The 22,944-nt window shown below is 38.4% G+C and carries 26 protein-coding genes; 7 read left to right on the top strand and 19 right to left on the bottom strand.

Annotated features, from left to right (window positions below; genetic code table 11):
- Positions 1–6: 6 nt before the first annotated feature.
- From HCB49_RS02050 to HCB49_RS02015, 8 genes are all read right to left on the bottom strand, one after another.
- Positions 7–528 carry a matrixin family metalloprotease gene (locus HCB49_RS02050; protein ID WP_185603961.1) on the bottom strand — a complete coding sequence of 174 codons (522 nt, stop codon included), beginning with the start codon at positions 526–528 and terminating at the stop codon, positions 7–9.
- 879 nt (positions 529–1,407) lie between these two features.
- The gene (locus HCB49_RS02045; RefSeq protein ID WP_185603960.1) at positions 1,408–1,581 is read right to left on the bottom strand and encodes a DUF2188 domain-containing protein; all 174 of its coding nucleotides are present in this window, start codon (positions 1,579–1,581) and stop codon (positions 1,408–1,410) included.
- Between the two features lie 19 nt (positions 1,582–1,600).
- Positions 1,601–2,485: an SDR family oxidoreductase gene (locus HCB49_RS02040; RefSeq protein ID WP_185603959.1), complete on the bottom strand. Its 885-nt coding sequence runs from the start codon at positions 2,483–2,485 to the stop codon at positions 1,601–1,603.
- Between the two features lie 256 nt (positions 2,486–2,741).
- Entirely contained in the window at positions 2,742–3,512 is a 771-nt protein-coding gene (locus tag HCB49_RS02035) for an ABC transporter permease (RefSeq protein WP_185517342.1), read from the bottom strand.
- A complete protein-coding gene (locus tag HCB49_RS02030; RefSeq protein WP_185481579.1) occupies positions 3,505–4,440 on the bottom strand; it encodes an ABC transporter ATP-binding protein in 936 nt (311 codons plus the stop codon). The genes HCB49_RS02035 and HCB49_RS02030 overlap by 8 nt, the downstream gene beginning before the upstream one ends.
- Before the next feature lie 115 nt (positions 4,441–4,555).
- Positions 4,556–4,933, bottom strand: coding sequence for a DUF423 domain-containing protein (locus HCB49_RS02025; RefSeq protein ID WP_185603958.1), 378 nt, complete (start codon positions 4,931–4,933; stop codon positions 4,556–4,558).
- A gap of 9 nt (positions 4,934–4,942) precedes the next feature.
- On the bottom strand, positions 4,943–5,206 hold the full coding sequence (locus HCB49_RS02020) for a DUF5327 family protein (RefSeq protein WP_185603957.1): 264 nt from the start codon (positions 5,204–5,206) through the stop codon (positions 4,943–4,945).
- Positions 5,203–5,766, bottom strand: coding sequence for a maltose acetyltransferase domain-containing protein (locus HCB49_RS02015; protein ID WP_185603956.1), 564 nt, complete (start codon positions 5,764–5,766; stop codon positions 5,203–5,205). The genes HCB49_RS02020 and HCB49_RS02015 overlap by 4 nt, the downstream gene beginning before the upstream one ends.
- 173 nt (positions 5,767–5,939) lie before the next feature.
- On the opposite strand from HCB49_RS02015, the gene HCB49_RS02010 reads away from it, so the two are divergent.
- The 3 genes from HCB49_RS02010 to HCB49_RS02000 all read left to right on the top strand — a co-directional run bounded on the left by HCB49_RS02010 (position 5,940) and on the right by HCB49_RS02000 (position 8,019).
- The gene (locus HCB49_RS02010) at positions 5,940–6,806 is read left to right on the top strand and encodes a Cof-type HAD-IIB family hydrolase (protein ID WP_185603955.1); all 867 of its coding nucleotides are present in this window, start codon (positions 5,940–5,942) and stop codon (positions 6,804–6,806) included.
- A 25-nt stretch (positions 6,807–6,831) separates the two neighbouring features.
- Positions 6,832–7,647, top strand: a complete 816-nt coding sequence (gene pdxK / locus HCB49_RS02005; RefSeq protein WP_008947086.1) for a pyridoxine/pyridoxal/pyridoxamine kinase — start codon at positions 6,832–6,834, stop codon at positions 7,645–7,647.
- A 63-nt stretch (positions 7,648–7,710) separates the two neighbouring features.
- Entirely contained in the window at positions 7,711–8,019 is a 309-nt protein-coding gene (locus HCB49_RS02000; RefSeq protein WP_185603954.1) for a carboxymuconolactone decarboxylase family protein, read from the top strand.
- 44 nt (positions 8,020–8,063) lie between these two features.
- Here HCB49_RS02000 and HCB49_RS01995 read toward each other — a convergent pair whose 3' ends face one another.
- From HCB49_RS01995 to HCB49_RS01985, 3 genes are all read right to left on the bottom strand, one after another.
- The gene (locus tag HCB49_RS01995; protein WP_446669736.1) at positions 8,064–10,280 is read right to left on the bottom strand and encodes a LapB repeat-containing protein; all 2,217 of its coding nucleotides are present in this window, start codon (positions 10,278–10,280) and stop codon (positions 8,064–8,066) included.
- A 222-nt stretch (positions 10,281–10,502) separates the two neighbouring features.
- Entirely contained in the window at positions 10,503–11,132 is a 630-nt protein-coding gene (locus HCB49_RS01990; protein ID WP_185603952.1) for an endonuclease III domain-containing protein, read from the bottom strand.
- A gap of 32 nt (positions 11,133–11,164) precedes the next feature.
- A complete protein-coding gene (locus HCB49_RS01985; RefSeq protein WP_185603951.1) occupies positions 11,165–11,581 on the bottom strand; it encodes a hypothetical protein in 417 nt (138 codons plus the stop codon).
- A 120-nt stretch (positions 11,582–11,701) separates the two neighbouring features.
- On the opposite strand from HCB49_RS01985, the gene HCB49_RS01980 reads away from it, so the two are divergent.
- On the top strand, positions 11,702–12,265 hold the full coding sequence (locus HCB49_RS01980) for a DUF420 domain-containing protein (protein WP_008947079.1): 564 nt from the start codon (positions 11,702–11,704) through the stop codon (positions 12,263–12,265).
- Positions 12,266–12,309: 44 nt separating this feature from the next.
- Here HCB49_RS01980 and HCB49_RS01975 read toward each other — a convergent pair whose 3' ends face one another.
- Positions 12,310–13,017, bottom strand: a complete 708-nt coding sequence (locus tag HCB49_RS01975) for a metallophosphoesterase family protein (RefSeq protein ID WP_185604497.1) — start codon at positions 13,015–13,017, stop codon at positions 12,310–12,312.
- 67 nt (positions 13,018–13,084) lie between these two features.
- On the bottom strand, positions 13,085–13,294 hold the full coding sequence (locus tag HCB49_RS01970) for an Lmo0654 family protein (protein WP_185603950.1): 210 nt from the start codon (positions 13,292–13,294) through the stop codon (positions 13,085–13,087).
- Between the two features lie 189 nt (positions 13,295–13,483).
- Between HCB49_RS01970 and HCB49_RS01965 the strand changes: the two genes are divergently transcribed.
- Together HCB49_RS01965 and HCB49_RS01960 are read left to right on the top strand one after the other, a co-directional pair.
- Positions 13,484–14,479: a DUF975 family protein gene (locus tag HCB49_RS01965; RefSeq protein ID WP_185604496.1), complete on the top strand. Its 996-nt coding sequence runs from the start codon at positions 13,484–13,486 to the stop codon at positions 14,477–14,479.
- The gene (locus tag HCB49_RS01960; protein ID WP_185603949.1) at positions 14,466–14,996 is read left to right on the top strand and encodes a GNAT family N-acetyltransferase; all 531 of its coding nucleotides are present in this window, start codon (positions 14,466–14,468) and stop codon (positions 14,994–14,996) included. The genes HCB49_RS01965 and HCB49_RS01960 overlap by 14 nt, the downstream gene beginning before the upstream one ends.
- Before the next feature lie 13 nt (positions 14,997–15,009).
- Here HCB49_RS01960 and HCB49_RS01955 read toward each other — a convergent pair whose 3' ends face one another.
- From HCB49_RS01955 to HCB49_RS01940, 4 genes are read right to left on the bottom strand one after another with little or no spacing between them, the layout of a single operon-like run.
- Positions 15,010–15,657 carry a GntR family transcriptional regulator gene (locus HCB49_RS01955; protein WP_185603948.1) on the bottom strand — a complete coding sequence of 216 codons (648 nt, stop codon included), beginning with the start codon at positions 15,655–15,657 and terminating at the stop codon, positions 15,010–15,012.
- 46 nt (positions 15,658–15,703) lie between these two features.
- Positions 15,704–18,394, bottom strand: a complete 2,691-nt coding sequence (locus HCB49_RS01950; protein WP_185603947.1) for a YhgE/Pip domain-containing protein — start codon at positions 18,392–18,394, stop codon at positions 15,704–15,706.
- Between the two features lie 41 nt (positions 18,395–18,435).
- The gene (locus HCB49_RS01945; protein ID WP_185603946.1) at positions 18,436–19,077 is read right to left on the bottom strand and encodes a GntR family transcriptional regulator; all 642 of its coding nucleotides are present in this window, start codon (positions 19,075–19,077) and stop codon (positions 18,436–18,438) included.
- A gap of 23 nt (positions 19,078–19,100) precedes the next feature.
- Positions 19,101–20,051, bottom strand: a complete 951-nt coding sequence (locus HCB49_RS01940; protein WP_185503174.1) for a magnesium transporter CorA family protein — start codon at positions 20,049–20,051, stop codon at positions 19,101–19,103.
- Positions 20,052–20,148: 97 nt separating this feature from the next.
- Between HCB49_RS01940 and HCB49_RS01935 the strand changes: the two genes are divergently transcribed.
- Positions 20,149–20,433, top strand: coding sequence for a hypothetical protein (locus HCB49_RS01935; protein WP_185603945.1), 285 nt, complete (start codon positions 20,149–20,151; stop codon positions 20,431–20,433).
- Positions 20,434–20,516: 83 nt separating this feature from the next.
- Here HCB49_RS01935 and HCB49_RS01930 read toward each other — a convergent pair whose 3' ends face one another.
- Complete coding sequence (locus HCB49_RS01930) at positions 20,517–21,356, bottom strand: VOC family protein (protein ID WP_185603944.1); 840 nt, start codon at positions 21,354–21,356, stop codon at positions 20,517–20,519.
- Positions 21,357–21,445: 89 nt separating this feature from the next.
- Entirely contained in the window at positions 21,446–22,837 is a 1,392-nt protein-coding gene (bcaP, locus tag HCB49_RS01925; protein WP_185603943.1) for a branched-chain amino acid transporter BcaP, read from the bottom strand.
- Positions 22,838–22,944: the final 107 nt, after the last annotated feature.

The raw sequence follows: 22,944 nt of genomic DNA, 5'->3' as shown, positions 1-22,944 counted from the left end.
TATAAATTAATATTTAGCATTTATACCTTTTTTATCATCTGCTAGCGGATACGCTTTTTGATTAAAATTTAGAGCTCTCATAACAGAAACAGAATTATTTTTACTTTGAGTATGTGATAAACCAATTGTATGTCCAACTTCATGAACAACAGTTTCTCTCTTATTAGCTGCGCTAGTATTTTTAAAAGATTTATAATAAATTATCCGCGCACTTTGTTTCGTTGTATAATATGTTGTAGCGTATGTACCAGAATTTTTATTGCTATAAGAATTTTTTATCTCTACACCAACTGCGCCAATACTTCTACTAACCTTTACTTGACTTCCAGAATAGTTCCATTTTGTTGCGTAAGTCATATAACTGTCAAGCTTTTCTTTAATTATAGAAGAATCATTAAAATAATTAATACTTTTAGGATTAGCCATCTTTTGTTTATTAAGTACATAAGCACTACTCTTTACTGGATTTAATAATACAAAAATCGATAGTACTATTAAGAAAATAATCATAAAACTTTTTTTTGCCATTTCTTCGCTGCCTCCCATTTCTACTAATATATTTAATTTGTTTAAAAGAAAAATAAGAACAGATAAAATAGTGAAATTTCATACTAAATATATCCCCCAATACTTTTGCCAAAAGCATATCATTTATTATGGATGTATAACCAAAAATGTAATGAAATGTCCGATTCTTGTCATGAACGTCCAAAACCTGAGCTTATTTAGATTAATTCTTACACAATGTGTGTAACTTTGTGTTTTTATTCACAAAAAATCATGCATTTCAGGTTGTTATTCGTGATTTATACAGTCCTCTTTCTATTTGTCACAAAAAATACATATCCAGTCAAAATATATGTTTCTTTTCATGTGATATTTCCTTATTTATTTAAAAATTTATCATATCTCATAATGACCAAATGAATAAAATAGTATAATTATTCATCAAACTTTAATTTTTCTGCCTATTATCAAATTTATATGTAATGTCCTCCGTGAGGTTGGTCCATTTATCATAAAACGGGATATCAAACCGAAAGCAGAACTCTAAAATATAGTGGATATCAAAAATTGGAGTGAAATTAGGGGCAGGGCTAGAGGTAAATCAAATCAATTTCGTCACAAAAAAAATACTCCAAAGGGTTGCTACACAACCACAAAAGAGTATAAAAGGGAGTTTAAGGTAAGTAAGACAACCCACTACAAAAAAGGGAGAAAAAGTAATGGCATTGTCATTGCTTATGGTTATATAATACCCGTCTCACGTAATCCAAACCCTTTTTTAGTATTAAAATTAGATGACGAATTTAACTAAAATGCAACAGAAATCCAACTCTATACTATAAACGATTACAAAAAACGCACCCGGAAAACATTTCATTCCAAGTGCGCTTTTTCAGCCTACTATTCTTTATGATTTTTATACCATTCTTCTGCCTTCGAGGTCGCAATAGGAATGGCACGGCTTTCTGAATAGCCTTCCTTCAATAATGCATTACCGATTTCAATCGCCTTTTCGTGTTCCAGCTTTCTTAGATTTCTCCAAGAATCTGGATAATTATTTTTGGTCCATGGCATAGCTTTCCACCTCGTTTTTTTAGTTAATCGGAGCTCCACCTGTGATTCCATATACTTGGCCTGTTGTGTAACTTGCTTCATCTGATGCTAGCAAGACATAGGCGCTCGCGAGTTCTGCGGGTTGCCCTGCTCGTCCTAATGGTTGATTCTGACCGAATTCTGGAATGCTTTCTTGTGGTTGTCCGCCAGAGATTTGAAGTGGGGTCCAAATTGGTCCTGGCGCAACTGCATTAACGCGGATACCTTTTTCTCCTAGTTGCGCGGCTAAACTTTTCGTTAATGAAATTAAACTACTTTTTGTCATTGCGTAATCAACCAAGTGCGCGCTCGGTTTCACACCTTGAATGGAGGAAGTTAAAATAATGCTCGCGCCTGCTTTTAAGTAATTGAGTGCTTCTTGAATGGCAAAAACTACTGAAAATACATTCACTTCAAACGTATCGCGCAATTGTTCTGCTGGGAGTTTTTGGATATCGAATTGGTATTGTTGTAAACCTGCATTGAGTACAAGTATATCTAAGCCACCCAGCTCGTTGTACGCTTTTTTCACGACTTCTTTCGCGAAACCTTCCTTACGTAAATCGCCTGGCAATAAGATACATTTCTGTCCAGCTTCTTCCACAGCCTTTTTCACTTCTTGCGCGTCAATTTCTTCATCTGGATGGTAGTTAATCGCCACATCGGCGCCTTCTCTCGCATAAGCAATAACAGCAGCTCGTCCAATCCCGGAATCGCCACCCGTAACAAAAGCCTTTTTCCCGGTTAATTTATTCGCGCCTTGATAGCTCGACTCACCCGTATCTGGAACAGGAGTCATTTTACTTTGCAAACCAGGATAATCTTGCCATTGCTTTTCAAATTTCCCTGTATGATATTTGTTTAATGGATTTTCTTTATTCATCATAAAACCTCCTATATTTTTGCGACGTATCCCATGACTAAATAGGCTACGAAAATAATTAAAATAGCTAATATAAGTATCCACCCAATATTAGCACCCAGTTTTCGCTTCACTTTTTTATTTCCCATGTTCATCCCCCTCATTACTTTATGTTTTCCCTCGTGTCTTTCGCTAAAACGTCTAACATCGAATTGAAAAAGAATTGTAGTAAACATGAAAAAAAGAGAACGGCAACCCGCTCTCTCTTCGAAAATTCCTATTAACTTCTAAGTCCGCGACCTTTACTAATCAAATACCAACAAATTGAATAAAGCACGACGATAAATAACACAAGAATCGACAGTGAAACGGCTACTGGCACATCACTAACGCCTAGGAAACCGTAGCGGAATCCAGAAATCATATAGACAATCGGATTCACTTTAGAAATAGCTTGCCAAATTGGCGGTAGCATCGAAATCGCGTAAAACACGCCACCTAAATAGGTTAGCGGTTGTAATACAAAGGTCGGCACAATCGATACATCGTCAAATGATCTAGCAAAAATCCCGTTAATAAGTCCCGCGAGTGAAAATAAAATCGCCGTCATTAAAAAGGTAATAATCCCAATCGACCATGAGTGGATGTGTAACGGCACAAATACCATCGAAATAAGCGTAACAAGCGCACCGACTAGAATACTTCTGCCAATCCCACCAATTAAAAAGCCCCAAATAATAATATGCGTTGGCACTGGCGCAACGAGAATTTCCTCAATATTCTTCTGAAACTTTTGCGAGAAAAAGGAAGAGGATACATTGGCATAAGAGCTCGTAATAACGGACATCATAATCAGCCCAGGTACAATGTATTCCATATAGGAAAAGCCGTTCATATCGCCAATACGACTACCAATCATTTTCCCAAAAATAATAAAGTAAAGCGAAGTCGTGATTACTGGTGGCACTAACGTCTGAATCCAAATTCGCATATAACGATTGGTTTCTTTCGCCGCCAGACTTTTTAACGCGGTAAAATATAGATTAAACATGTTTCTCCCCCACTTGATGTTTTTCTTCTGTAATTTTCAAAAACAGTTCTTCGAGACGATTAGATTTATTGCGCATCGAAAGCACTTTGATGCCGTGCTCGCTTAATTGTTCAAAAATATGATTAACCCCTTGATCACGTTCCACTTCCACTGACAAGGTTTGCTTATCTTCAAACACATGATTATACCCCGTAATTTCAAAAGAACCTTCATACGGCTCTAAATCAAAAATAAACGTTTCAAATTGTAATTTAGCAAGCAATGATTTCATGCTAGTATTCTCAATCAACTCGCCGGATTGAATAATACCGATATTACGACAGAGCATCTCTGCTTCTTCTAAATAATGCGTCGTCAAAATAATCGTCGTACCACTTTCATTCAACTCTCTTAAAAACGTCCACATCTCACGTCTAAGCTCAATATCCACCCCAGCAGTCGGTTCATCTAAAATGAGCAACTTAGGTTCGTGCATCAGAGCACGCGCAATCATCAAGCGGCGTTTCATTCCACCCGAGAGCATTCGCGCACGTTCATGGCGTTTCTCCCACAGATTCGATTGTTTTAAATATTTTTCACTACGTTTAAAAGCTTCCTTACGAGAAACACCATAGTATCCAGCTTGGTTAACAACGATTTGTTGAACCGTTTCGAATGGATTAAAATTGAATTCTTGCGGAACAAGACCGATTTGCTGTTTTGCCCGGACGATATCTGTATCCAGATCGTAACCAAATACGCTCACTTGACCAGATGTTTTATTAACAAGCGACGTGATAATCCCGATAGTCGTGGATTTCCCAGCGCCATTAGGACCAAGCAGCGCATAAAAATCCCCTTCTTCTACCGTCAAATCAACACCGCGTAACGCTTCGACTCCAGTGGAATAGATTTTTCTTAACCCTTTTATTTCAAGTGCATAAGTCATGTAATTGCTGTCTCCTTAATAAATTATGATTCCTTTATTTTAGCACTTATTTGCCAATAAGAAAAAACAATCGTCTTTCCACTTAATTAAGCGCGAAAAGACGATTATTCTTCCATTAATATCTGCTCGTCGTTCTTCTTGCTACTCCTAAAATAAGCAAGAACCAACCAACGACAAAACAAACGCCACCGATAGGCGTAATCGCACCTAATACGGCCACTTTGGAAATACTTAAAACATACAAACTGCCGGAGAAAAAGACAATTCCGACCGAAAATAAAATCGCTGCCCACGTGTATAGTCGACTAGCTTGTTTTTCCATTAATAATCCCACTACTAAAATACCACCTGCGTGAAACATTTGATACTGAACACCAGTTTCCCAAGTACTCGCATAACTTCCGAGCATATCTTTTAACGCATGTGCCCCAAAAGCCCCCAGTAAAACTGCTAATCCCGCAAAAATAGCTCCAGTAATAATTGTTTTTTTCATAGTTACCCCCTAAAAATCAAGCAATGAATCTCCATTCGCGCCGTCTTCTAACTCTATTTTCTTGCCATCCATACTTGCAATCTGCGCTGGCTCTGCTGCGGGAATAGAGGTCGGTTCTACTTCCGTGCTTCTCTCATCGCCCGTCTTCGCAAGCTGAACAAGCAACATCAAGCCGTGTAAATGCTTATCTTGGCTCGCTTTTGTTGTCGCCGCTTTTGCTTTTGCTAATTCACTTTCCATTTGTTCAAAAATCTTTGTATCTGAAATAATCATTTTTCCTCAACCTCAATTGTTTTAATAACGCGCGCTGGGTTTCCAGCAACAACGACATTATCCGGGAAACTTTTTGTGACAACCGCCCCTGAGGCAACGACAACATTATTTCCAAGTTTTACGCCCGGGTTAATAATTGCTCGTCCGCCAATCCAGACATTGTCGCCAATTTCGACTGGTTTCCCAAGCTCTAAGCCACTATTACGTTCCACCGGATCAAGCGGATGCGTCGCCGTATAAATATGAACCCCTGGCGCCATCATACAGTTATCACCAATATGTACTTCACACACATCTAAAATCACACAATCAAAATTAGCATAAAAATTCTCGCCAACATAAATATTAGAACCGTAATCAACACGAAAATCTGGTTCGACATAAACATTTTCTTTTGTGCCACCAAAAAGACGTTTTAACACACTGGAACGAGACGCTGAATCCATTGTATCGTTAATCTCTCTGCAGAACTTACGCGCACGATTTCTTCCGTGTGCAAGCTCTCTGTCGCTAGGATCATACATTTCTCCTGCAATCATCTTGTCTAGTTCTGTTTTCATCCTGACACATCCTATCCACGTTTTATTCTTATTCATTATAACCAAATGAATCGCAGAAATATAGTAAAGTAATCGCACCAGCCAAAAAACTACGCGCAGCTACCTTTTGTGCATTTTTCTTAAAAAAATGCTATTCTAGTGAAGTAGGTAAAATTGGGGAGGAATTATATATTATGATTAAAGTTATTGCTTCAGACATGGATGGCACACTACTTAACTCTGATATCGAGATTGCACAGGAAAACGTCGAGGCAATCGAAAAAGCTCGCGCCAAAGGAATTCATTTCGTTCTTTGTACTGGACGTATGTATGACGATGCGATGGGGTTAATTAATAAAGCCAATTTATACGCACCGGCAATTTGCATGAATGGTGCTGAAATTCGTGACGAACATGGCAAAATTATTTTACAACATCCGATTGATAAAAACTTAGCGCGCAACACTTATAACACCCTGACTGAACTAGGCATGTATACCGAATTTTTCACTGACATGGGACCAATCACAACAGATAAAGCCCGTGGCAAAGAATTTATGATTGAAATGCACAAACGCATCCATCCAGACGTATCAGCAGAAACAATCATGGACAAAGTGGAAGAACGTTTTGAATCTAAAGACGTCCACGAAATCCCTGATGTAGAGCGCATTTTAGCCAATAAAGATTTAACTATCCTAAAATTCATCTCCTTCTCTTCTGATAAAGATGTGCTAGCAAAAGCTAAACAAAAACTTGAAAAAGATTCCGAGCTATCTGTCACTTCTTCTTTTTCCGATAATATTGAAATCACCCACCGCGAGGCGCAAAAAGGTATTTCCTTACAATATTATGTAGAAAAATTAGGCGTAACACTTGATGAAACCTTTGCAATTGGAGATAATATGAATGATATTTCGATGTTAAAAATGGCTGGATATAGCGTGGCCATGGGTAATGGCGAAGAAGAAGTTAAAGAATTATCCAAACACGTTACACTTTCCAATGATGAGCACGGCGTTGCAGCGGCCATTTATAAAATGTTAGAAACAAATGACTAAAGTTTATTTTTAGGAGGAAACACGAATGACAATCAAAAAAACATTAACTATTGCAGGATCTGATTCAAGTGGCGGCGCTGGTCTTCAAGCCGATTTAAAAACATTTGAAGAATACGGCACGTACGGTTTTAGCGCAATCACAACCATCGTAACAATGGACCCAGACAACAACTGGGCACACGGCGTTACTCCGATTGACGCGCAACTAGTTCGCGAACAACTAAAAACAATCCTTTCTGGCGGCCCAGTTGACGCAATGAAAACAGGCATGCTTGGTTCGATTGACATCATTAAAGCGACACGCGAAGCCATTGATAAATATGACTTAAAAAATGTCGTTATCGACCCAGTTATGGTATGTAAAGGCGAAGATGAACTAATCCAACCAGAAAATGCCGAAGCTATCCGCGACTTATTATTACCAAAAGCAACTATCACAACACCAAACCTATTCGAAGCCGGTCAATTGTCCGGTCTTGGCAAATTAACTACACTAGATGATATGAAAGCAGCAGCGAAAAAAATCATCGAACTAGGCGCTAAATACGTTGTTATCAAAGGCGGAAAAGCCCTAGAAAGCGACAAAGCAATCGACCTACTTTACGATGGAAAAGAATTCACTATTTATGAAGTAGAAAAAATTTCCCCAAGCCACAATCACGGTGCTGGTTGTACGTTCGCAGCAGCTATCACAGCTGGCCTTGCAAAAGGTTTAACTGTAGAAGAAGCTGTCGCAAAAGCAAAAGACTTTGTCACAGCAGCTATCAAAGGTGGATTCGCATTAAACGAATTCATCGGTCCAGTTTGGCATGGCGCTTATAATAAAGCAGAAAATAGATAATACAAAAACCGCCCAGTGTTTGGGCGGTTTTTTATTATAAAAATCTATAGGAGATGAATTTTAGTGAAAGTAAGTAAATCATTCGAAGTATTCGCAAAAGAAGCTCCTGAAGTACAAGCAGCTTGGATGGAAACTGTACATAAATTAGATACTGCAAGCAAGCTCGACAAGAAAACAGAGGAACTCGCATACATTGCCGTTTTGGCCGCCACCCGCCTAGAAAGCGGACTACCCTTCCACGTAAAAATGGCGAAATTAAATGGCGCGACACGAGATGAAATTATTAGCGCGATTCTCGTTGGCCTTCCTGCTGTTGGTAATACAGTGATAAGTGCTTTACCTGTAGCCATTGATGCTTTTGATGAAGAATAGTCACTTAAAAAAAGATAAGTGAACCCACTTATCTTTTTTTGCTGTTATTTTTTTCTAACTAGAAGCCAAGTTCCCAAACAAAAAAGCCCAACGAATATCGCTTTTGAAGTCGTGTCACCAGTTAGTGGGAGCTTCCTTATCACTAACTCATTTTCCCTTTTTGGCTTGGGTGTTACTCCAGGATTTTCCGCAACAACAATTGCCGCTTTCTCAGCTTCCACAATTTTCACAGTAAATTGCACAGCTTCGGCTGGAATCCCGTCTTCATTCACTGCATTTAACGTCACGGTATAACTTCCCGGCGTCCGCCATTTCACTTTAGTTGCCGCGTCAGATGTTATCACAGAATTGTCATTCGTTCTAGCACGGACATCCCGCAATAGATCTTGTTCGGCTTTTATAATCGTGGTGTCATACGTGATTTCTGGATCTACCATAATAATCGGTGCTGGACTTTTCAAAATATGCACTACAAACGTTTTCGCTTCTGCTGTCACACCATCTTCATTCACCGCTTGCAAAGTGACCTCGTAATCACCCGGCACGCCCCATTTTACTTGCTCATCCATATCAGAAATAATTGCTGAACCATCATTCGTTCGCGCATTTACTTCATTAAGTAGCGTACTTTCGTCTTTCGTCACTGTTTTATCATAGGTTATCTCTGGGTCTACTGTAATAATTGGCGCTGGATTTTTAAGAATTTTTATCGTAACAGAAACAGGATCAGCCGCCTGATTGTCTTCATTCACCGCGGTTAGCAGAACAGGATAATCTCCGGGAACTCCCCATTTCACATTGGATAAATCACTATTTATATCAGCCGGAATATCCGTGCTAGCCTCGATATCCGTAAGAAATTCTTCCACCGTGCGCGTCACCGTTTTACTATATTCGATTTCTGGAAGCGCGCTGATAACCGGCTTTTGAAGTGCTTTTATTTTATACAAGACATCATTTTGATAACCTCGCTTGATTTGTATATTTAAGTTGTCTGTCGTCTCAGAAAGCTTATTATTCGAAGTTACACTAAGCAATTTATATTTGTTCGCACTTAACAAATTATCAAACGCATGTTTATCGATATTTTGTGTCGAATTATATAAAAAAGGTTCCGTTATTTCATATTTGCCAGCTTGATTAACTTTTCCGGGAATAGTTGCCGCGCTATAGTCAGCAAAAGTAATCGGATTACCTAATTCATCCTCAAACTGCGTAGTTACTTTGCCATAAAAAGTAGCGCTAATATTCGCATCCCCATTATTCACTGGATAAAATTGAAGTGATTTTGTTGCAGATGCCAGCGAAGAAAGACTAACAAGATATGGATCCGTTGTCCCAGGCTTCCCATCCACATTCGTATCAATATCAAAACTAACCCGCGTTCTCGTAGAAATCCCCTTGAACGGAATAGTACAATTCATTTGAAAAACTGGTCCACCCACAAATGGCGTTCCGACATCATATGTAATCGTGCCGTAATCAACGCCAGCTACCCCTAACCGATATATTCCCTTCGCTTCATCCCAAATTTCAATTTTAATATTTTGGACATTGCCAAGCGGAATCCGTTTCTCAAAAAGTGGATAAGAAACTAAAATTTCCGTTTCATAATCTACTTTGCTTTTTGGCTTTTCATATACTAATATCGCATGGTATAAATCGCCGCTCACTTTCGAAAAATCACTTATCCCAACTGGCGGCCAATCACTTGCCATATCGACATTTAATTCAACGCTACTCGTACCAATGTTTTTAAAATTTTGACGAGCCCCATTATACGATAAGTTGATGAGATTTTTATCGCCATGCGCGGGCATTACTTGTATTTTAAACGTCCCATTAAAACTATTCACGAATAAAGAATCCGAATCTTCTGTAAAATAAATGCGCAGTGTGTAAACATCATTATTTTGTATCACACGAACATTCCCGACCACTTGCTCATTTACAGCTGCAGTTGGATCAACATCGATTTTCAAATCATACACTTTATCCGTGTAAAACAAAGCATCCGTTGATAAGGTCACATCAAAATAATCGCCTTTCTTGAAAGAATTCCCACCAAAAGCCATTTCCAAAAAATAATCTAGTTGTTCATTATATTTTTCCTTCGCAGTAAGACTTTGTCCATTCGACTTATAAAAACTCACGGACTTAATCAGGTCATCACGTTTATTACTTTCCTCCGCTTTCACAGGAATATCAACAGGGACGATGATAATAGAACAAATAACACTAAATGCTATTATGAGTTTCATTAGTTTCTTCAATATGATTCCTCCTTATGTTTAATCTGTATGTATTAAAAACTGGCTTACTTAATTACTATAATTATACCTATAGGCTCATGCGAAAAGTCTATTAAAATAAGTGATTTCTTCTTAAAATATGGCGAAAAAGTGGCAGCGGCTTTTCAACTCAAAAAAGAATATATTGGCACAAAAAAAAGAAGCCAAAAACCACGGCTTCCCTTGCTATTACTAACTTTCCAATAACCACGTTTCATCCATCGTCCTATCCTTGCCAAAATACTTCCCATGAACATCGATAACGGAGTGCCATTCTTTGCATAATTTATGCGAAATTTTTCCTACAATAGGCATAAATTCTTCGCGCATTTGCTCATAGGTTTTATACTCACCGAAGCCTAACCGCGTAAATAATCGCCTTGCATACAAATCAGCAATAAACACATTTCGCTCAAAAATATACAGCAACATCGCGTCAGCAGTTTCTTCCCCGACGCCTTTTATACCCAATAATTCTTTTCGCAAATCTTCCGTTGAATAGCGACGAAACTTATCAAAACTAGCTCCATGGTCATTAAACCACCTGACAAGTGCTTTAATATAGATACTTTTTTGTTTATAAAAACCAGCTGGATAGATTAATTCTTCTAATTTCGCCATATCCATCTCAATTAAACTTTCTAAATCTAAATGAGGTACCAAATTCGCTAATGCTTGTTTGGCATTTTTCTCTGTCGTACGCTGGATTAATATCATCGAAAGCCAATCAGCCAGACGATTATCCGCTTCCCACCAATCTTGATACCCATAATGCTCCACTAAATTATTTAAAACTAACACTTTTTGCTCGTTTCCGCTCACCGCGTATCACCCCGTCAAAAAACAGTTATTCCTCATCCAATCATCCGAAAATCATCCCGATTCCCTATCATATCAACCATTAACTCAAATAACATTTTACTATTATCCGGTTTATTCTGAACGATTACTTGCATAAAATAGTCATGCACCATAAATGTATAGCCATGCTCTTTCGATGTAATCGCGTAACCTTCTAAATCATTTTCAGCTACAAATAGCCATTTCCACTGATACTTTTCCCGTACTGCTTCCCCGTACAAAGAGCCTAAAACATAACCAAGTTCTTCTGCCAAATCAGGGTCTGGCGAGGTATCTTTTAAGTATGCAGCAATTTTCTCGATGCGTTCTTCTGGAGTTCCGTCCGTTTGGAGCATTACTTCGCCTTCTTCTTTTAAACGGATAATTTCGGCTTCTTCCGCTTTTGTTAATTCTCGTGCAATTATCGACATACGAAACACCCTTTCAAAACCTATTATACCTTAAAAGTTCAATCTTTCGCATCCGATATGTTCGTCATGTATAATAAAAGAAGTACAGCAATTTTTTATATTTAGGGGGCTATTTTTTTCATGGAACAAAATAAAGAAAAACTCACAAAGCCGACATCAGATAAAAACTATTTTTGGCCGATAATGATCATTTCATTTGTCGCGGTTGTGGTGATTTTGCTACTATTCTTCTCACCAATTGGTTATCAAGGAGCAGTGCATTTTGACATTACTATTTTCCCGCGGATGAACGCCATCTTTAATAGTTTTACCTTTGTATTTTTAGTTATTGCACTTTGGGCGATTATAAAAAAGAAAAACATTAAAATGCACCGTGGCTTCATTTTAGCAGCATTTACATCGACGTTATTCTTCTTAGTAACTTACTTAACGTTTCACTATATTTCAGCAGAAACTTCTACATTTGGTGGAGTTGGGATTATCCGTCCAATCTACTTTTTCATCTTAATTACGCATAGTTTCTTAGCGGCAATCGTCGTTCCACTCGCGCTATTTGCACTTGTATGGGGCTGGACGATGCAAATTGAGAAACATAAAAAAATCGTTCGTTGGACAATGCCGATTTGGCTATATGTTAGCTTAACTGGCGTACTAGTATACTTATTTATGGCACCGTATTATTAACTAAAAAAGCATCAAATGAGCTCTTATAAAAGCCCATTTGATGCTTATTTTTTTACAGAAAAACTTTTGGTAATCAGATTTTCTTCCACGACAACTCCGTGAAGCTCCCCACCAAAAACCGCGCCACCATCAATATCGAGCCTCGTTTTATCTTCCGAAACCCATATGCCCGAACTTCCATTACTATGTAAATTTTGCACTGGGGTATGCCCGAAAATAAAGACTTTCCCAGTGTTGTTCTTCCCAAATAAAAATGGTTCGCGAATCCAGAAAAAATCGCGTTCCTCTGTATCATGCCAATCTTTTTTAGAAAAATCGACTCCCGCATGCACAAATACATACTTGCCTTCTTCATAATAAAGTGGCAAATTCCGGATGAAATCAATCAGTTCCGAAGCCTCATTTTTAATCCGTTCTGCTAATCCTTCTGGCGTCATTTTTTTATCTAAGGAGTCGGCGATTAAAGATTGAATGGTTTCCATGCCACCTTGGCTTAAATAATAGTGCATTTTTTCTGTGGGATTCTCAAGAAAATCAAGTAGCATTTGTTCGTGATTTCCTTTTAAAACAATGACGTCGGTTTGGTCGGATAAGGCTTTTACTTTTCTAAGAACCGCCGCCGGGTTTTCGCCGCGATCAATCAAATCCCCTACAAACAAAAGTCGTTCTCGCTCTCTATCCCAGTTTTCCAGTAGTTCGTCTAAAAGCGTCATTTCTCCATGAACATCCCCTACAGCAAAAATTGGCTTCATCATTACACCTCCAAATCTACGTAAAAGAAACGCCCCTCTGCTAAATTAACAAATGGACGCCTTTTTCTTATTCAGTTTCGCTCTCTGCTTTTTTGATTTTCTTCTCTACTTCAGCAATCTCGTGACGGATTGCACTTAATCTAACTTCCGCTGCATTGATTGGGCCATTTTGGAGTTGAGGGTCCTCAAAGACTCTCGTTTCGCTGATTACTTCTTGATACGTTTGTCGCAACTCAATTAATTGATCTTCTAATTCTCTTAAATTCTCATGGGCCATATGCGCCACCTCCAAATTAGTCATACTACATAAGGTTACTTTTCCCCTAAAAATAGAAATGTAATCCTTTTTGGAGCATTTTTTTATCACGCCTCTTATTACTGTATTAGTCCTGAAAAGTATGCTATTTTAGGAGTAGGTATTTTTTGCTATTATACTAAAATAAACGAAAAAGGAGTTTTCATTATGATGACTATTTCACAAGTAAAAAGAACCGCGAAAGAGTCGCTACGTGGTAACTGGGGAATTGCCATTGGGATTTTTGTACTCGCTTGGTTAATCTTAACAGTGACTGGAGGAATACTCGGTTGGATTCCTTTCGTAGGTCAGGTTGCTATGATACTAGTAACAGGACCACTATACACCGGTGTTGCTTGGGTGTACCTGGCAATTAGCCGCGGGGAACAACCTGATGTTGCTTATATGTTTAGTGGCTTTAAAGAATTTGGCCGTACATTTGTAGCTTACTTGCTAATTGTTATTTTCACTTTCTTATGGAGCTTACTACTAATCGTGCCTGGGATTATTAAAACTTACTCTTATTCACAAACTTTCTTCATTTTAAGAGATAACCCTAATATTTCCCCATTAGATGCTATTACAGAAAGCCGCCATATGATGAATGGACACAAAGGTAGACTTTTCGGACTGTCCCTTACATTCTTACTTTGGTATTTAATCCCAATTGCTGTTGCGATTGTCGGATCTGTTATTGTGTTTAGTGGAGCAGCTGCTTCATCTTATTATGATGGTTTCTCTGAAGTTATATCCACAGTTTCTGCTGGTGCTGCTTTTGGTGGACTAGTGCTACTTTTAGCCGCTTGGTTAATTGGACTTGGTATTTCGCTTTATGTGTATCCTTATCTAATTACTTCTTGTGCTGTATTCTACGATGATTTATTTGCAGCGAGCGAAGGCGCTTTTACAGAAGAAACAGTAATCGTTGCTGACGAAGAAGTGGACCCATTCGGAACAACAGAAGCTGATCCATTTGTGGAAGATACACACCCGGAAGGCTTTGGACCTGATACAGCAAAAGAACCCGAAGTTCCAGAAGCTCCTGTAGCTCCTGAAACACCCGAGAGTTCAGAAGCTCCTGAAAATCCTGAGGCTCCTAAATCGCCTGAGAGTCCAGAAGCTCCTGAAACTCCAGAGGCTCCGAAAGACGAAAATGAACCAAAATAAAATCACGGCTGGCGGACTGGAATTTCTAGTCCGCTTTGCTTTGCCAAATGACCGTCAGATAATAATGGACTTAATGATGAATACGGCTCGCTGGTTAAAAGAATCGGGTTCAACCCAGTGGGGCGATATTTTGCATGGTTTTGATGTACATAACATCGAACAACGCATTGAGCTTGGTGAAGCCGCACTTTTTGAAACGAATGATGGAGAACTTGCGGGTGCGATGATTATTCGGAAAACACCGAGCGATTGGGATACAGATTTATGGGGCAACTTGGCGCATGATAAGGCATATTATTTGCACCGAATCATGGTTGCCCGTAAGTTCAGCGGTATTTCTTTCAGCAAGCAGATGATTTACTTTGCAGAAAAATTGGCGCAAGAGCGGTTAGTTCCGTTTGTTCGATTGGATTGTATTGAAACGAATGAACAGTTAAATCAAATGTACTTGCGTTATGGTTTCGCGTTTTCAGGCATGAAAAATGGGTTTAATCTATATCAAAAAGAGCTGTCGTAAATGACAGCTCTTTTTATCTATATGCTTGAATGGTAAGTTCCGCAAATAATGACTTTATCGTTTTTCTCGCCATTTCTGTTTTTTCTTCTGCGAGAAGCTCATATATCTGCTTGCTCTTTTTATTTGTCCATTCTCTAATTTCAACGGATTTAAAAATGTTAATGCCATCAGAAAAGTGGACCATTTGGAAGAAAATTTGCTTGGCGATGCGAACTTGATAGGGATTTTCAGCAAAACTAATTAAACAAAGAATAAAACGGTGATGTGCCTCAAAATAATTTTCCACATCTGTTAAATACGAAAAGCGCTCCATCTCAGCCACGCGCTCATGCAGTTTTTCGACATCCATTTCATAACCAAAATGGGCAGCCTTGACGATAGCAGCATCGACAAAAATATCGATGGTTTCCATTAATTGCACATAGCGAGCGGCATCAATAATGACATCATTTAACACGGCGCCACTATTTTCGTGATAGCTGACAATGCCTTGAGCAGTGAGTGTTGCAATTGCTTTTCGTAGTGGTGAACGGCTCACACCGAATTCCGTCGCCAGTTTTTCTTCCGCTAAATGTTGGTTCACCACTAATTCGCCGTTTTTAATTTTTTCAAGAAGTAAATTGTAAACCATCTTATCTAGTGTTTTAAATTTATTTGCCACAAGTCTGCCTCCCCTCTTCGCTCGTAATTATATCACAGAAAAATTATTAATGGATCAGCTTGCTTCGTTTTGCTTTTTCCGAGAGTTTTGGCACAATTTTATCAAGTGGCTTTTTGAGTAAAATTCCTAGTGCGATAAACAGAATCGCAAACCCAGCAAGTACACTCATATCAATCCAAACGGTTGGCATATAAAGTCCTCCAACGCTCTCCCGGATTAAACTAACAGCATAAGTGAACGGTAAGAACGGGTATATCGCTTGGAAAAATGGTGGCGAAACTTGAATTGGAAAGTTCCCGCCCGCTCCTGAAATTTGTAAAACGAGTAAAATAATCGCGATTCCTTTTCCGACATTATTAAATAGTGAGACGAGCGTGTAAACTATCGTCATGAACACCACGCTGATGAACATACTAAAGAGCACATGGAGTAGTGGTTCTGCGATGGATACGCCGAGTAAGAAAATATTCCCGAGCGTCACGATGAGCGCCTGCATTAACCCGATTGATAAGAAAGTTAGCAGTCGACCAAAATAGCGATGATAATGGCTGAATATACCGGCTGGCACTTCTACATCGACACGTAGTAATGAAATCAGTAAGAGCGCGCCAACCCACAGGCATAGCGCCGTATAAAATGGCGAGCTTGCCGAGCCGTAGTTTGGAATTGGATAGTAGCTTGTTTCTTTTAAGTTAACTGGATTGGCAATAAAGGAACTATCTTTGTCGGCATCATTTCTGAGCATCTTAATAATGCTTTGTAAATCGTAATTTTTGTCAAAGTCGGTAATTTTGTTGGCAGCATTATTGATGGCTTTTTCGAATTCTGGAAGCTCTTCTCTGGATAGATCGGCCGCAATTTTAATCGCTTTTTCGAATTCCGGCATTTTTTGTTGGATTAAGTTGGACGCTTGGTTAATTTCTTTTTCGAGCCCTGGTAAATCGTCGCGAATGAAATTGGCAGCTTTTTTAATATTCGCTTTTACATTCGGATAATCATTTTTGTAAAAGTTGGACGCTTCGTTAATGCCCGCGATAATGGTGTCTAATTTAGTGTTGATGACTTCGGTCGCTTCATCCAACGTTTTCTGGATTTCTGGTAGCCGTTTTTGGAACTCTTTTAAATAGTTTTGGCCTGTTTGCAACGTTTCTCTGGAATCTTTCAACACCTGTGTAATTTCTGGAATTTTGGCTTGCAACGTTTCCAGTAGTTTTTGGCTATCTTTTAAATCTCCTTGAATTTGGTTTAAGCCGACTTTGATTGCAGGAACAATTTCCGAATCGTAGTTTGCTAAAATTTGGTCCAATTTCGTACTGACATTTTTCGCTTGTTCATTTAATTGATTTAAAAGTTCCTCGGAAGGTTGCGCTCCGTTTTCCAGTTCTGTCCGGACTTTCGTAATCGTTGCTTTTTGCGCACCTAATTGGCCATTAATTACTTTTAAATCCTTGATTAAATCAGTAAATGGCTTGTTCGGCAACGTTTCATTTAAACTTTCCAAAGTGGCTGTTTGTTTCGTAATCATTTGCTGTAACGAATCAATATCTTGCTCCATTTTTTTCAATTCGGCAATCGCTTGATCTACGCTAATCGAACCGTTTTTAATCGCTTCTGTAACTTGATAAATGTTATCCGCCATTTGCTTCATTAGCGTTAAGTTTTGTTTAATTGCAGGCGCTAATGTATCAAAAGACTTATTAATTTCATCTGCAAAATCGGATACTTTATCTACATAGCCACTGCCATTTTGAGCAATTTTTTCTACGGTTGGTATCGCCGCCATTGCCGTATCAATCACATCGAGCGCTTTACCAGATTCATTCACCGCGTCATTGACCGTTTTCTTAATCGTTCCGAAGTTTTCATCGACTTCTTTTACAGATTCTGCGATTTGTTTGATTTCCGGAATTTTCTTTTGAAGCACGAGAATATCTTGACCTAGTTGGTCGATTTTCGGCAGTTGTTGCTCCACTAAAAGAACATTTTCGGTCGCTTTATTGAGCTCTGGAATTTTTTCATTTAGCTCGACAACTTGGTTAGCTTTAGCTTTTAATTCAGGTAGTTTGGCTTCTATTTTGACAGCCTCGGCACCCATTTTTTTGAGTTCTGGTAACGCATCTTGCACTTGGAACACTTTGGTTTTCAAGCGACGGATTGTTGGTAATTCGTTTTCTAGATCAATTCCAGCCTTATTAAACTCTTCCAAAACTGCCTTACTCACCGTACCGACGAATTCAGAGCTGATTTGATTAACAATCGTTGTCGCTCCACTTTCCGTCATTTTTGGCGCGATGGCATTGATTTTTTCATTGACTGAGTAATCGATAGTTGGTTTTGTGACGTTATCACTGACAACCGAAACCATATCTTCGGAAAAATCTTTTGGAATGTGGATCGACGCATAATATTTCCCGCTTTTCACGCCTTTTTTGGCTTCGGCTTCACTTACAAACGTCCAGCCCAGTTTTTTATTTTTCTCCAGCGTTTTCTTGAGCTCTTCCCCGACATTGACTTGTTGAGGCTTTTTCCCTGGCACATCTACTTCCGCGCCTTCATCATCAATCGAAACTGCCACTTTAATCCCCGAAGTATTCGAATACGGGTCCCAAAGTGCTTCAATATTAAACCACGCATATAAGGATGGCAAAATAATCAGTGCAATAACTAATAACAAAGCTAAAGGCGCTTTAAAGAGACGGCGCCAGTCTAAAATAAATATTTCGTATACTTTCCGCATCAAAAGCACCTCCTGTTTTCAAGCAAATCATTTTAGAAATACTATCTAAATGTACGGATAATATACAAATTCACTAATTTTTGCATTACCTCTTTTGCTAAATCATATTTCTTTTCAACCATATAATAAGATAATTGTTCTAGCGCGTCCATCGTTTCGTTTTCCAAAAGGACTGGAATTATTTTAATATCTTTTTGTGCTTTATTAAAGAAATCACGCTTCATTTTTCGAACAATATCTTCGGCATAACTATTGGCCAACTGCGCTACAAATTGCAACAGCCACTTACTAAGCAAAGCTAAATACGCATCCACGTCTTCTTCTCTTTGCATTTCCCGCATTTCTTTTAAAAGTTCGTTTCCTTGCTCTGGTTTATAAGTTAAATTTTTATTTTTACATTTTTCGATTGTTTGAGCGACTAAAATTTCAGCCATCTCTAGTAATTCGATAAAACGACCAGCGCTCATGCTGCTTTCGATCACAATTGCCCCCCGGTTCAGTTCGTATTCGATTAGCTCTTCGGATACTAAAACCGCAATTGCTTTTCTGACTGGCGTACGACTAATCGATAATTCTTTTGCAATACCAGCTTCTGAAATATGTTGTCCAACATGAAGCTTTCCACTGAGAATTTTTTCTTTGATTGTATAATATGCTAATTTTTCGTATGTTTGTTTTTCCATGCTCATCCCTCGTTTTCTATATATTAAAAGTATTTTCTACGCCAAAAAATTACCGTTACTCCCGTCGTAATTAATAGCGTAAATAAAAGAATTAACGCAAATGCGTGCTCATTATGCATAAATGGCAACTTAATATTCATCCCATAAATACTCGCCACAATCGTTGGTAGTGACAAAATAATCGTAAATGATGTTAAAAATTTCATCACGATATTCAAATTATTCGAAATGACCGAAGAAAATACATCCGACATGCCGCTAATTATTTGCGTATATGTATCCGTCATCGCAATTGCTTGCTTATTTTCAATAATAACATCTCTCAGCAAATCATGATTATCTTCTTGCTGCATAAAATGTTCCACATCTTCCATTTTATCAAGAATGGCTTTATTGGATTGAAGTGCTGTTGCAAAAAATACTAAACTTTTCTGAACCGCCATAAACGCATACAATTGCTCGTTTTTCATCGACTGTTTAATCTGGATTTCTAAATTATTTGTCTGTTTAATGATTTGATTTAAGTATTTGAGGTAATAATAAGATACAGCATACAATAATTTTAACAAAAATTGCTTATGATTGGTTGTATCGTACTCTTCTAACTTCATAGATTGCACATCTTCTAAGATTGGCAAGTCGCGCAATGTTATCGTTACAAGATGTTTTCTAGTCAAGACAATCCCAATCGGAAGCGTTTCATACATCGCATAACCTAGCTCATCTTTTGATTCGTAAGGGTAATCCACAATGACTAGCGAATGTCTCACATCTTGCTCCGCTCGTTTCAACTCAATTCGAGAACGCTCCTCAGAGTCCAGTGCATCTAAAATATATGGTTTGGGCACATCCATTTCTTTGCTTAATATTTCAATTTCTTCATCAGTTGGAGCAGTCACTTTTACCCAACAACCGTCTTCTAAATCAGCAAGTTGCTCCATTTTTTCATTGGTCGTTTTAAAAAATTCAATCATCTGTGTATCCCCTTTCTTTGTATTTTCTTTACAAAATATTTCATTTATGTTACATTATTATTAATAATAATTCATTTATGACAAAGGAGCGATGAAAATGGAATTTACGTCTATGATAGTTACAGGAATTGTTTTAGCAGCAACTGTCTCTGCCCTTTCTTTTGTAGTAAGCAAACTTAGTGGTTTATCTTGGTTTTGGATAGCTTTTTGCGCCAATAGTGGCTTCTTTATTACCTTTCTCGCTGTACAAAATTCATTCCCAGACAATGCAGCCTTAGCGCTTTCTTATTTAACACTTGGAATTGGTATCGTTTTAATCTTCCAAACCATTTTTCAATCAAGCAATTGGTTTTTCAAGAAAACCATGCAACGTAAGCATTAAAAATAATTAGTCTAATCTACCTTTCCCTTATTATCGCATCAAAAAACTGTTTAAGCTCATTTTTCGCTTAAACAGTTCTTTTTTTATTTAAAATGAATCTTAATACCGTTCGAATCAGTCACTGAAATGGTATTTTCAAAGCGTTTTACTTCATATCCTTGTTGTTCTAAATTAGCTGTTATCGCTTCTTTGTCAGGCGTTATAATCGTAAACCAAGCCAGTCCCACTTCATTTTCCTGACGATTTTCCAATTGACGTCCAGCCCACATATTAGAACCAATATGATGATGATAATCCCCTGCTGCAAAAAATCTCGCTGACGGTATCGCTGTGGTCAAATTCATTCCTAGCGCCTCTTTGTAAAATGCTTCGGCCTTATCCGCATCTGCCACTTGCAAATGCACATGGCCAATAATTGTTCCACTTGGCATTCCAGTGAAAGGTTTGCCTGACGCAATTTGTAGCAATCCATCCACATCCACTTGTTCGGTTACCATTGGCAAATTTCCATCCCCATCGCGCATCCATTCATTTTTCGGACGATCGGCATAAATTTCAATGCCATTTCCTTCAATATCATGTAAATAAAGTGCTTCACTGTATGCGTGATCACCAGCACCATCAATCGGATAACCCGACTTAGCCAAATGCGTAAGTACATCCGCCAAACTTTCCCGCGTTGGCAAAAGAAATGCCGTATGAAACAAACCAATGCGCGGTACTTCCGGAACCACCGCATGACTGATTTTTTTAAGCACAAGTAACGCCTCATCGGAACCACTCACGCTTAGTCGAGCCATTCGTTCATTTTCCTCTAATAACGTTAAACCAATAACTTCTTGATAAAACCCTGCCATCTCTTTTAAATGACCTACATTTAAGACTACTTCGCCAAGTCGTAATTTTTCACTAATCTCCACCATGTTAAAAACGCTCCTTTTATTGTAATACATTCATTACAACATAAGGAGCGTTCGAATTCCAATAAAACGACTTACAAAAAGTAAGTTAATTATTTTTTAAGTAATTCACTATGATTTCTACCATATGCAAAATACACAATCAAGCCGATAACAAACCAAATCCCACAAAGAATCCATGTATGAACGGATAAACGGCTAATCAAAAACGCACATAATAGAAATGACACGATTGGTAATACAGGATAAAATGGCACTTTAAAACCTCGAGCTTGAATGCTTTTGTTTTTACGTAGGAAAATAATGCCAATCGACACCATCATAAATGCTAAAAGTGTCCCAATATTTACTAATTCTGCCAATTTATTTAATGGAACAAGCCCACTAATAATCGCGACTATTACCGCAAAAATCCAGGTGTTTTTAACAGGCGTTTTGTATTTCGGGTTAATTTCAGCGAGTACTTTTGGCAATAAACCATCACGACCCATGGCAAAAATTAGCCGAGTCGCACCGTAACTCATCACTAAAATAACCGTAATCATCCCAACGACCGCGCCAAGTGACACAATCCCAGCTACCCAATCTTGATTAATCACTTGCAAAGCATAGGCTACTGGATCCGTTACGTTTAAATCTGTGTAAGGCACCATTCCAGTTAAAACAGCGGAAACCGCAACATATAATACCGTACAAATAAGTAACGAACCGATAATTCCGATTGGCATAGTTCGCTGAGGATTTTTCACTTCTTCCGCCGCTGACGATACCGCATCAAAGCCTAAATAAGCGAAAAAGACTAACGCCGCCCCATTCATCACACCACTCATTCCAAACGGCATAAACGGTTGCCAATTATCCGGTTTAACGTAAAACACACCTACTACTAAGAAAAGTAAAATAACCCCTACTTTAAGAGCAACCATGATTGTATTTACACGCGTCGACTCTTTTATTCCAAGTGTTAGTAAAAATGCAATCACAAGCACGATAATAATCGCCGGCAAATTAATAAATGTACCTACTTCTGGATTAAAAGGCCCAGATATCGCTTGCGGAATCGCAATATGAAATCCGGAAAGCAGCGCATTTAAATAAGAAGACCAACCACTCGCAACAGAAGCCACAGCAAGCCCGTACTCCAAAATAAGCGCCCAACCAAGTAACCAGCCAATTAACTCTCCAAATACGACATAACCATATGTATAGGCACTCCCGGCAACGGGCACACTGGACGCAAACTCGGAATAACACATCGCTGCAATCGCACAAACTATTGCCGCAATCACAAAGGAAAAGATAATCGCTGGCCCAGCATTATTCGCAGCCACTGTCCCAGGTAAAATAAAAATCCCTGTCCCAACTATTGCCCCAACGCCAAGCAACGTTAAATCAAATGGCCCTAAAGTTTGCTTTAAATGTGTACTTCCACTTTTATTTTGCATTAAATCTTCAATCGGTTTTCTTCTAAATAATGAATTCATTTTGTCTCCTACCTTTTTATTGTCTTCTAAAATAGTATACTTTTACACTTTAAAGGTCAATAGATTTGTGAAAAAAAACACAAAAACTAATCAATCTTTCCTAAACT

Origin of the sequence: Listeria cossartiae subsp. cayugensis, from assembly GCF_014229095.1 — a bacterium.
Lineage (GTDB): Bacteria > Bacillota > Bacilli > Lactobacillales > Listeriaceae > Listeria > Listeria cayugensis.
The sequence above is the reverse complement of the archived record's forward strand: the minus strand, read 5'-3'. Positions and strand labels throughout refer to the sequence as shown.

What these genes read in the sequence shown, in the direction of transcription:
- HCB49_RS01985 (WP_185603951.1), bottom strand. Translation starts at nt 11,581, where the DNA reads ATGTCGATAATTGCACGAGAATTAACAAAAGCGGAAGAAGCCGAAATT.
- HCB49_RS01935 (WP_185603945.1), top strand. Translation starts at nt 20,149, where the DNA reads ATGGAATTTACGTCTATGATAGTTACAGGAATTGTTTTAGCAGCAACT.
- HCB49_RS01975 (WP_185604497.1), bottom strand. Translation starts at nt 13,017, where the DNA reads ATGAAGCCAATTTTTGCTGTAGGGGATGTTCATGGAGAAATGACGCTT.
- HCB49_RS02020 (WP_185603957.1), bottom strand. Translation starts at nt 5,206, where the DNA reads ATGATTATTTCAGATACAAAGATTTTTGAACAAATGGAAAGTGAATTA.
- bcaP (WP_185603943.1), bottom strand. Translation starts at nt 22,837, where the DNA reads ATGAATTCATTATTTAGAAGAAAACCGATTGAAGATTTAATGCAAAAT.
- HCB49_RS01970 (WP_185603950.1), bottom strand. Translation starts at nt 13,294, where the DNA reads ATGGCCCATGAGAATTTAAGAGAATTAGAAGATCAATTAATTGAGTTG.
- HCB49_RS01930 (WP_185603944.1), bottom strand. Translation starts at nt 21,356, where the DNA reads ATGGTGGAGATTAGTGAAAAATTACGACTTGGCGAAGTAGTCTTAAAT.
- HCB49_RS01950 (WP_185603947.1), bottom strand. Translation starts at nt 18,394, where the DNA reads ATGCGGAAAGTATACGAAATATTTATTTTAGACTGGCGCCGTCTCTTT.
- HCB49_RS01965 (WP_185604496.1), top strand. Translation starts at nt 13,484, where the DNA reads ATGACTATTTCACAAGTAAAAAGAACCGCGAAAGAGTCGCTACGTGGT.
- HCB49_RS02050 (WP_185603961.1), bottom strand. Translation starts at nt 528, where the DNA reads ATGGCAAAAAAAAGTTTTATGATTATTTTCTTAATAGTACTATCGATT.
- HCB49_RS01995 (WP_446669736.1), bottom strand. Translation starts at nt 10,280, where the DNA reads ATGAAACTCATAATAGCATTTAGTGTTATTTGTTCTATTATCATCGTC.
- HCB49_RS02030 (WP_185481579.1), bottom strand. Translation starts at nt 4,440, where the DNA reads ATGACTTATGCACTTGAAATAAAAGGGTTAAGAAAAATCTATTCCACT.
- HCB49_RS01960 (WP_185603949.1), top strand. Translation starts at nt 14,466, where the DNA reads ATGAACCAAAATAAAATCACGGCTGGCGGACTGGAATTTCTAGTCCGC.
- pdxK (WP_008947086.1), top strand. Translation starts at nt 6,832, where the DNA reads ATGACAATCAAAAAAACATTAACTATTGCAGGATCTGATTCAAGTGGC.
- HCB49_RS02035 (WP_185517342.1), bottom strand. Translation starts at nt 3,512, where the DNA reads ATGTTTAATCTATATTTTACCGCGTTAAAAAGTCTGGCGGCGAAAGAA.
- HCB49_RS02015 (WP_185603956.1), bottom strand. Translation starts at nt 5,766, where the DNA reads ATGAAAACAGAACTAGACAAGATGATTGCAGGAGAAATGTATGATCCT.
- HCB49_RS01945 (WP_185603946.1), bottom strand. Translation starts at nt 19,077, where the DNA reads ATGGAAAAACAAACATACGAAAAATTAGCATATTATACAATCAAAGAA.
- HCB49_RS02010 (WP_185603955.1), top strand. Translation starts at nt 5,940, where the DNA reads ATGATTAAAGTTATTGCTTCAGACATGGATGGCACACTACTTAACTCT.
- HCB49_RS02040 (WP_185603959.1), bottom strand. Translation starts at nt 2,485, where the DNA reads ATGATGAATAAAGAAAATCCATTAAACAAATATCATACAGGGAAATTT.
- HCB49_RS02045 (WP_185603960.1), bottom strand. Translation starts at nt 1,581, where the DNA reads ATGCCATGGACCAAAAATAATTATCCAGATTCTTGGAGAAATCTAAGA.
- HCB49_RS02025 (WP_185603958.1), bottom strand. Translation starts at nt 4,933, where the DNA reads ATGAAAAAAACAATTATTACTGGAGCTATTTTTGCGGGATTAGCAGTT.
- HCB49_RS01980 (WP_008947079.1), top strand. Translation starts at nt 11,702, where the DNA reads ATGGAACAAAATAAAGAAAAACTCACAAAGCCGACATCAGATAAAAAC.
- HCB49_RS01940 (WP_185503174.1), bottom strand. Translation starts at nt 20,051, where the DNA reads ATGATTGAATTTTTTAAAACGACCAATGAAAAAATGGAGCAACTTGCT.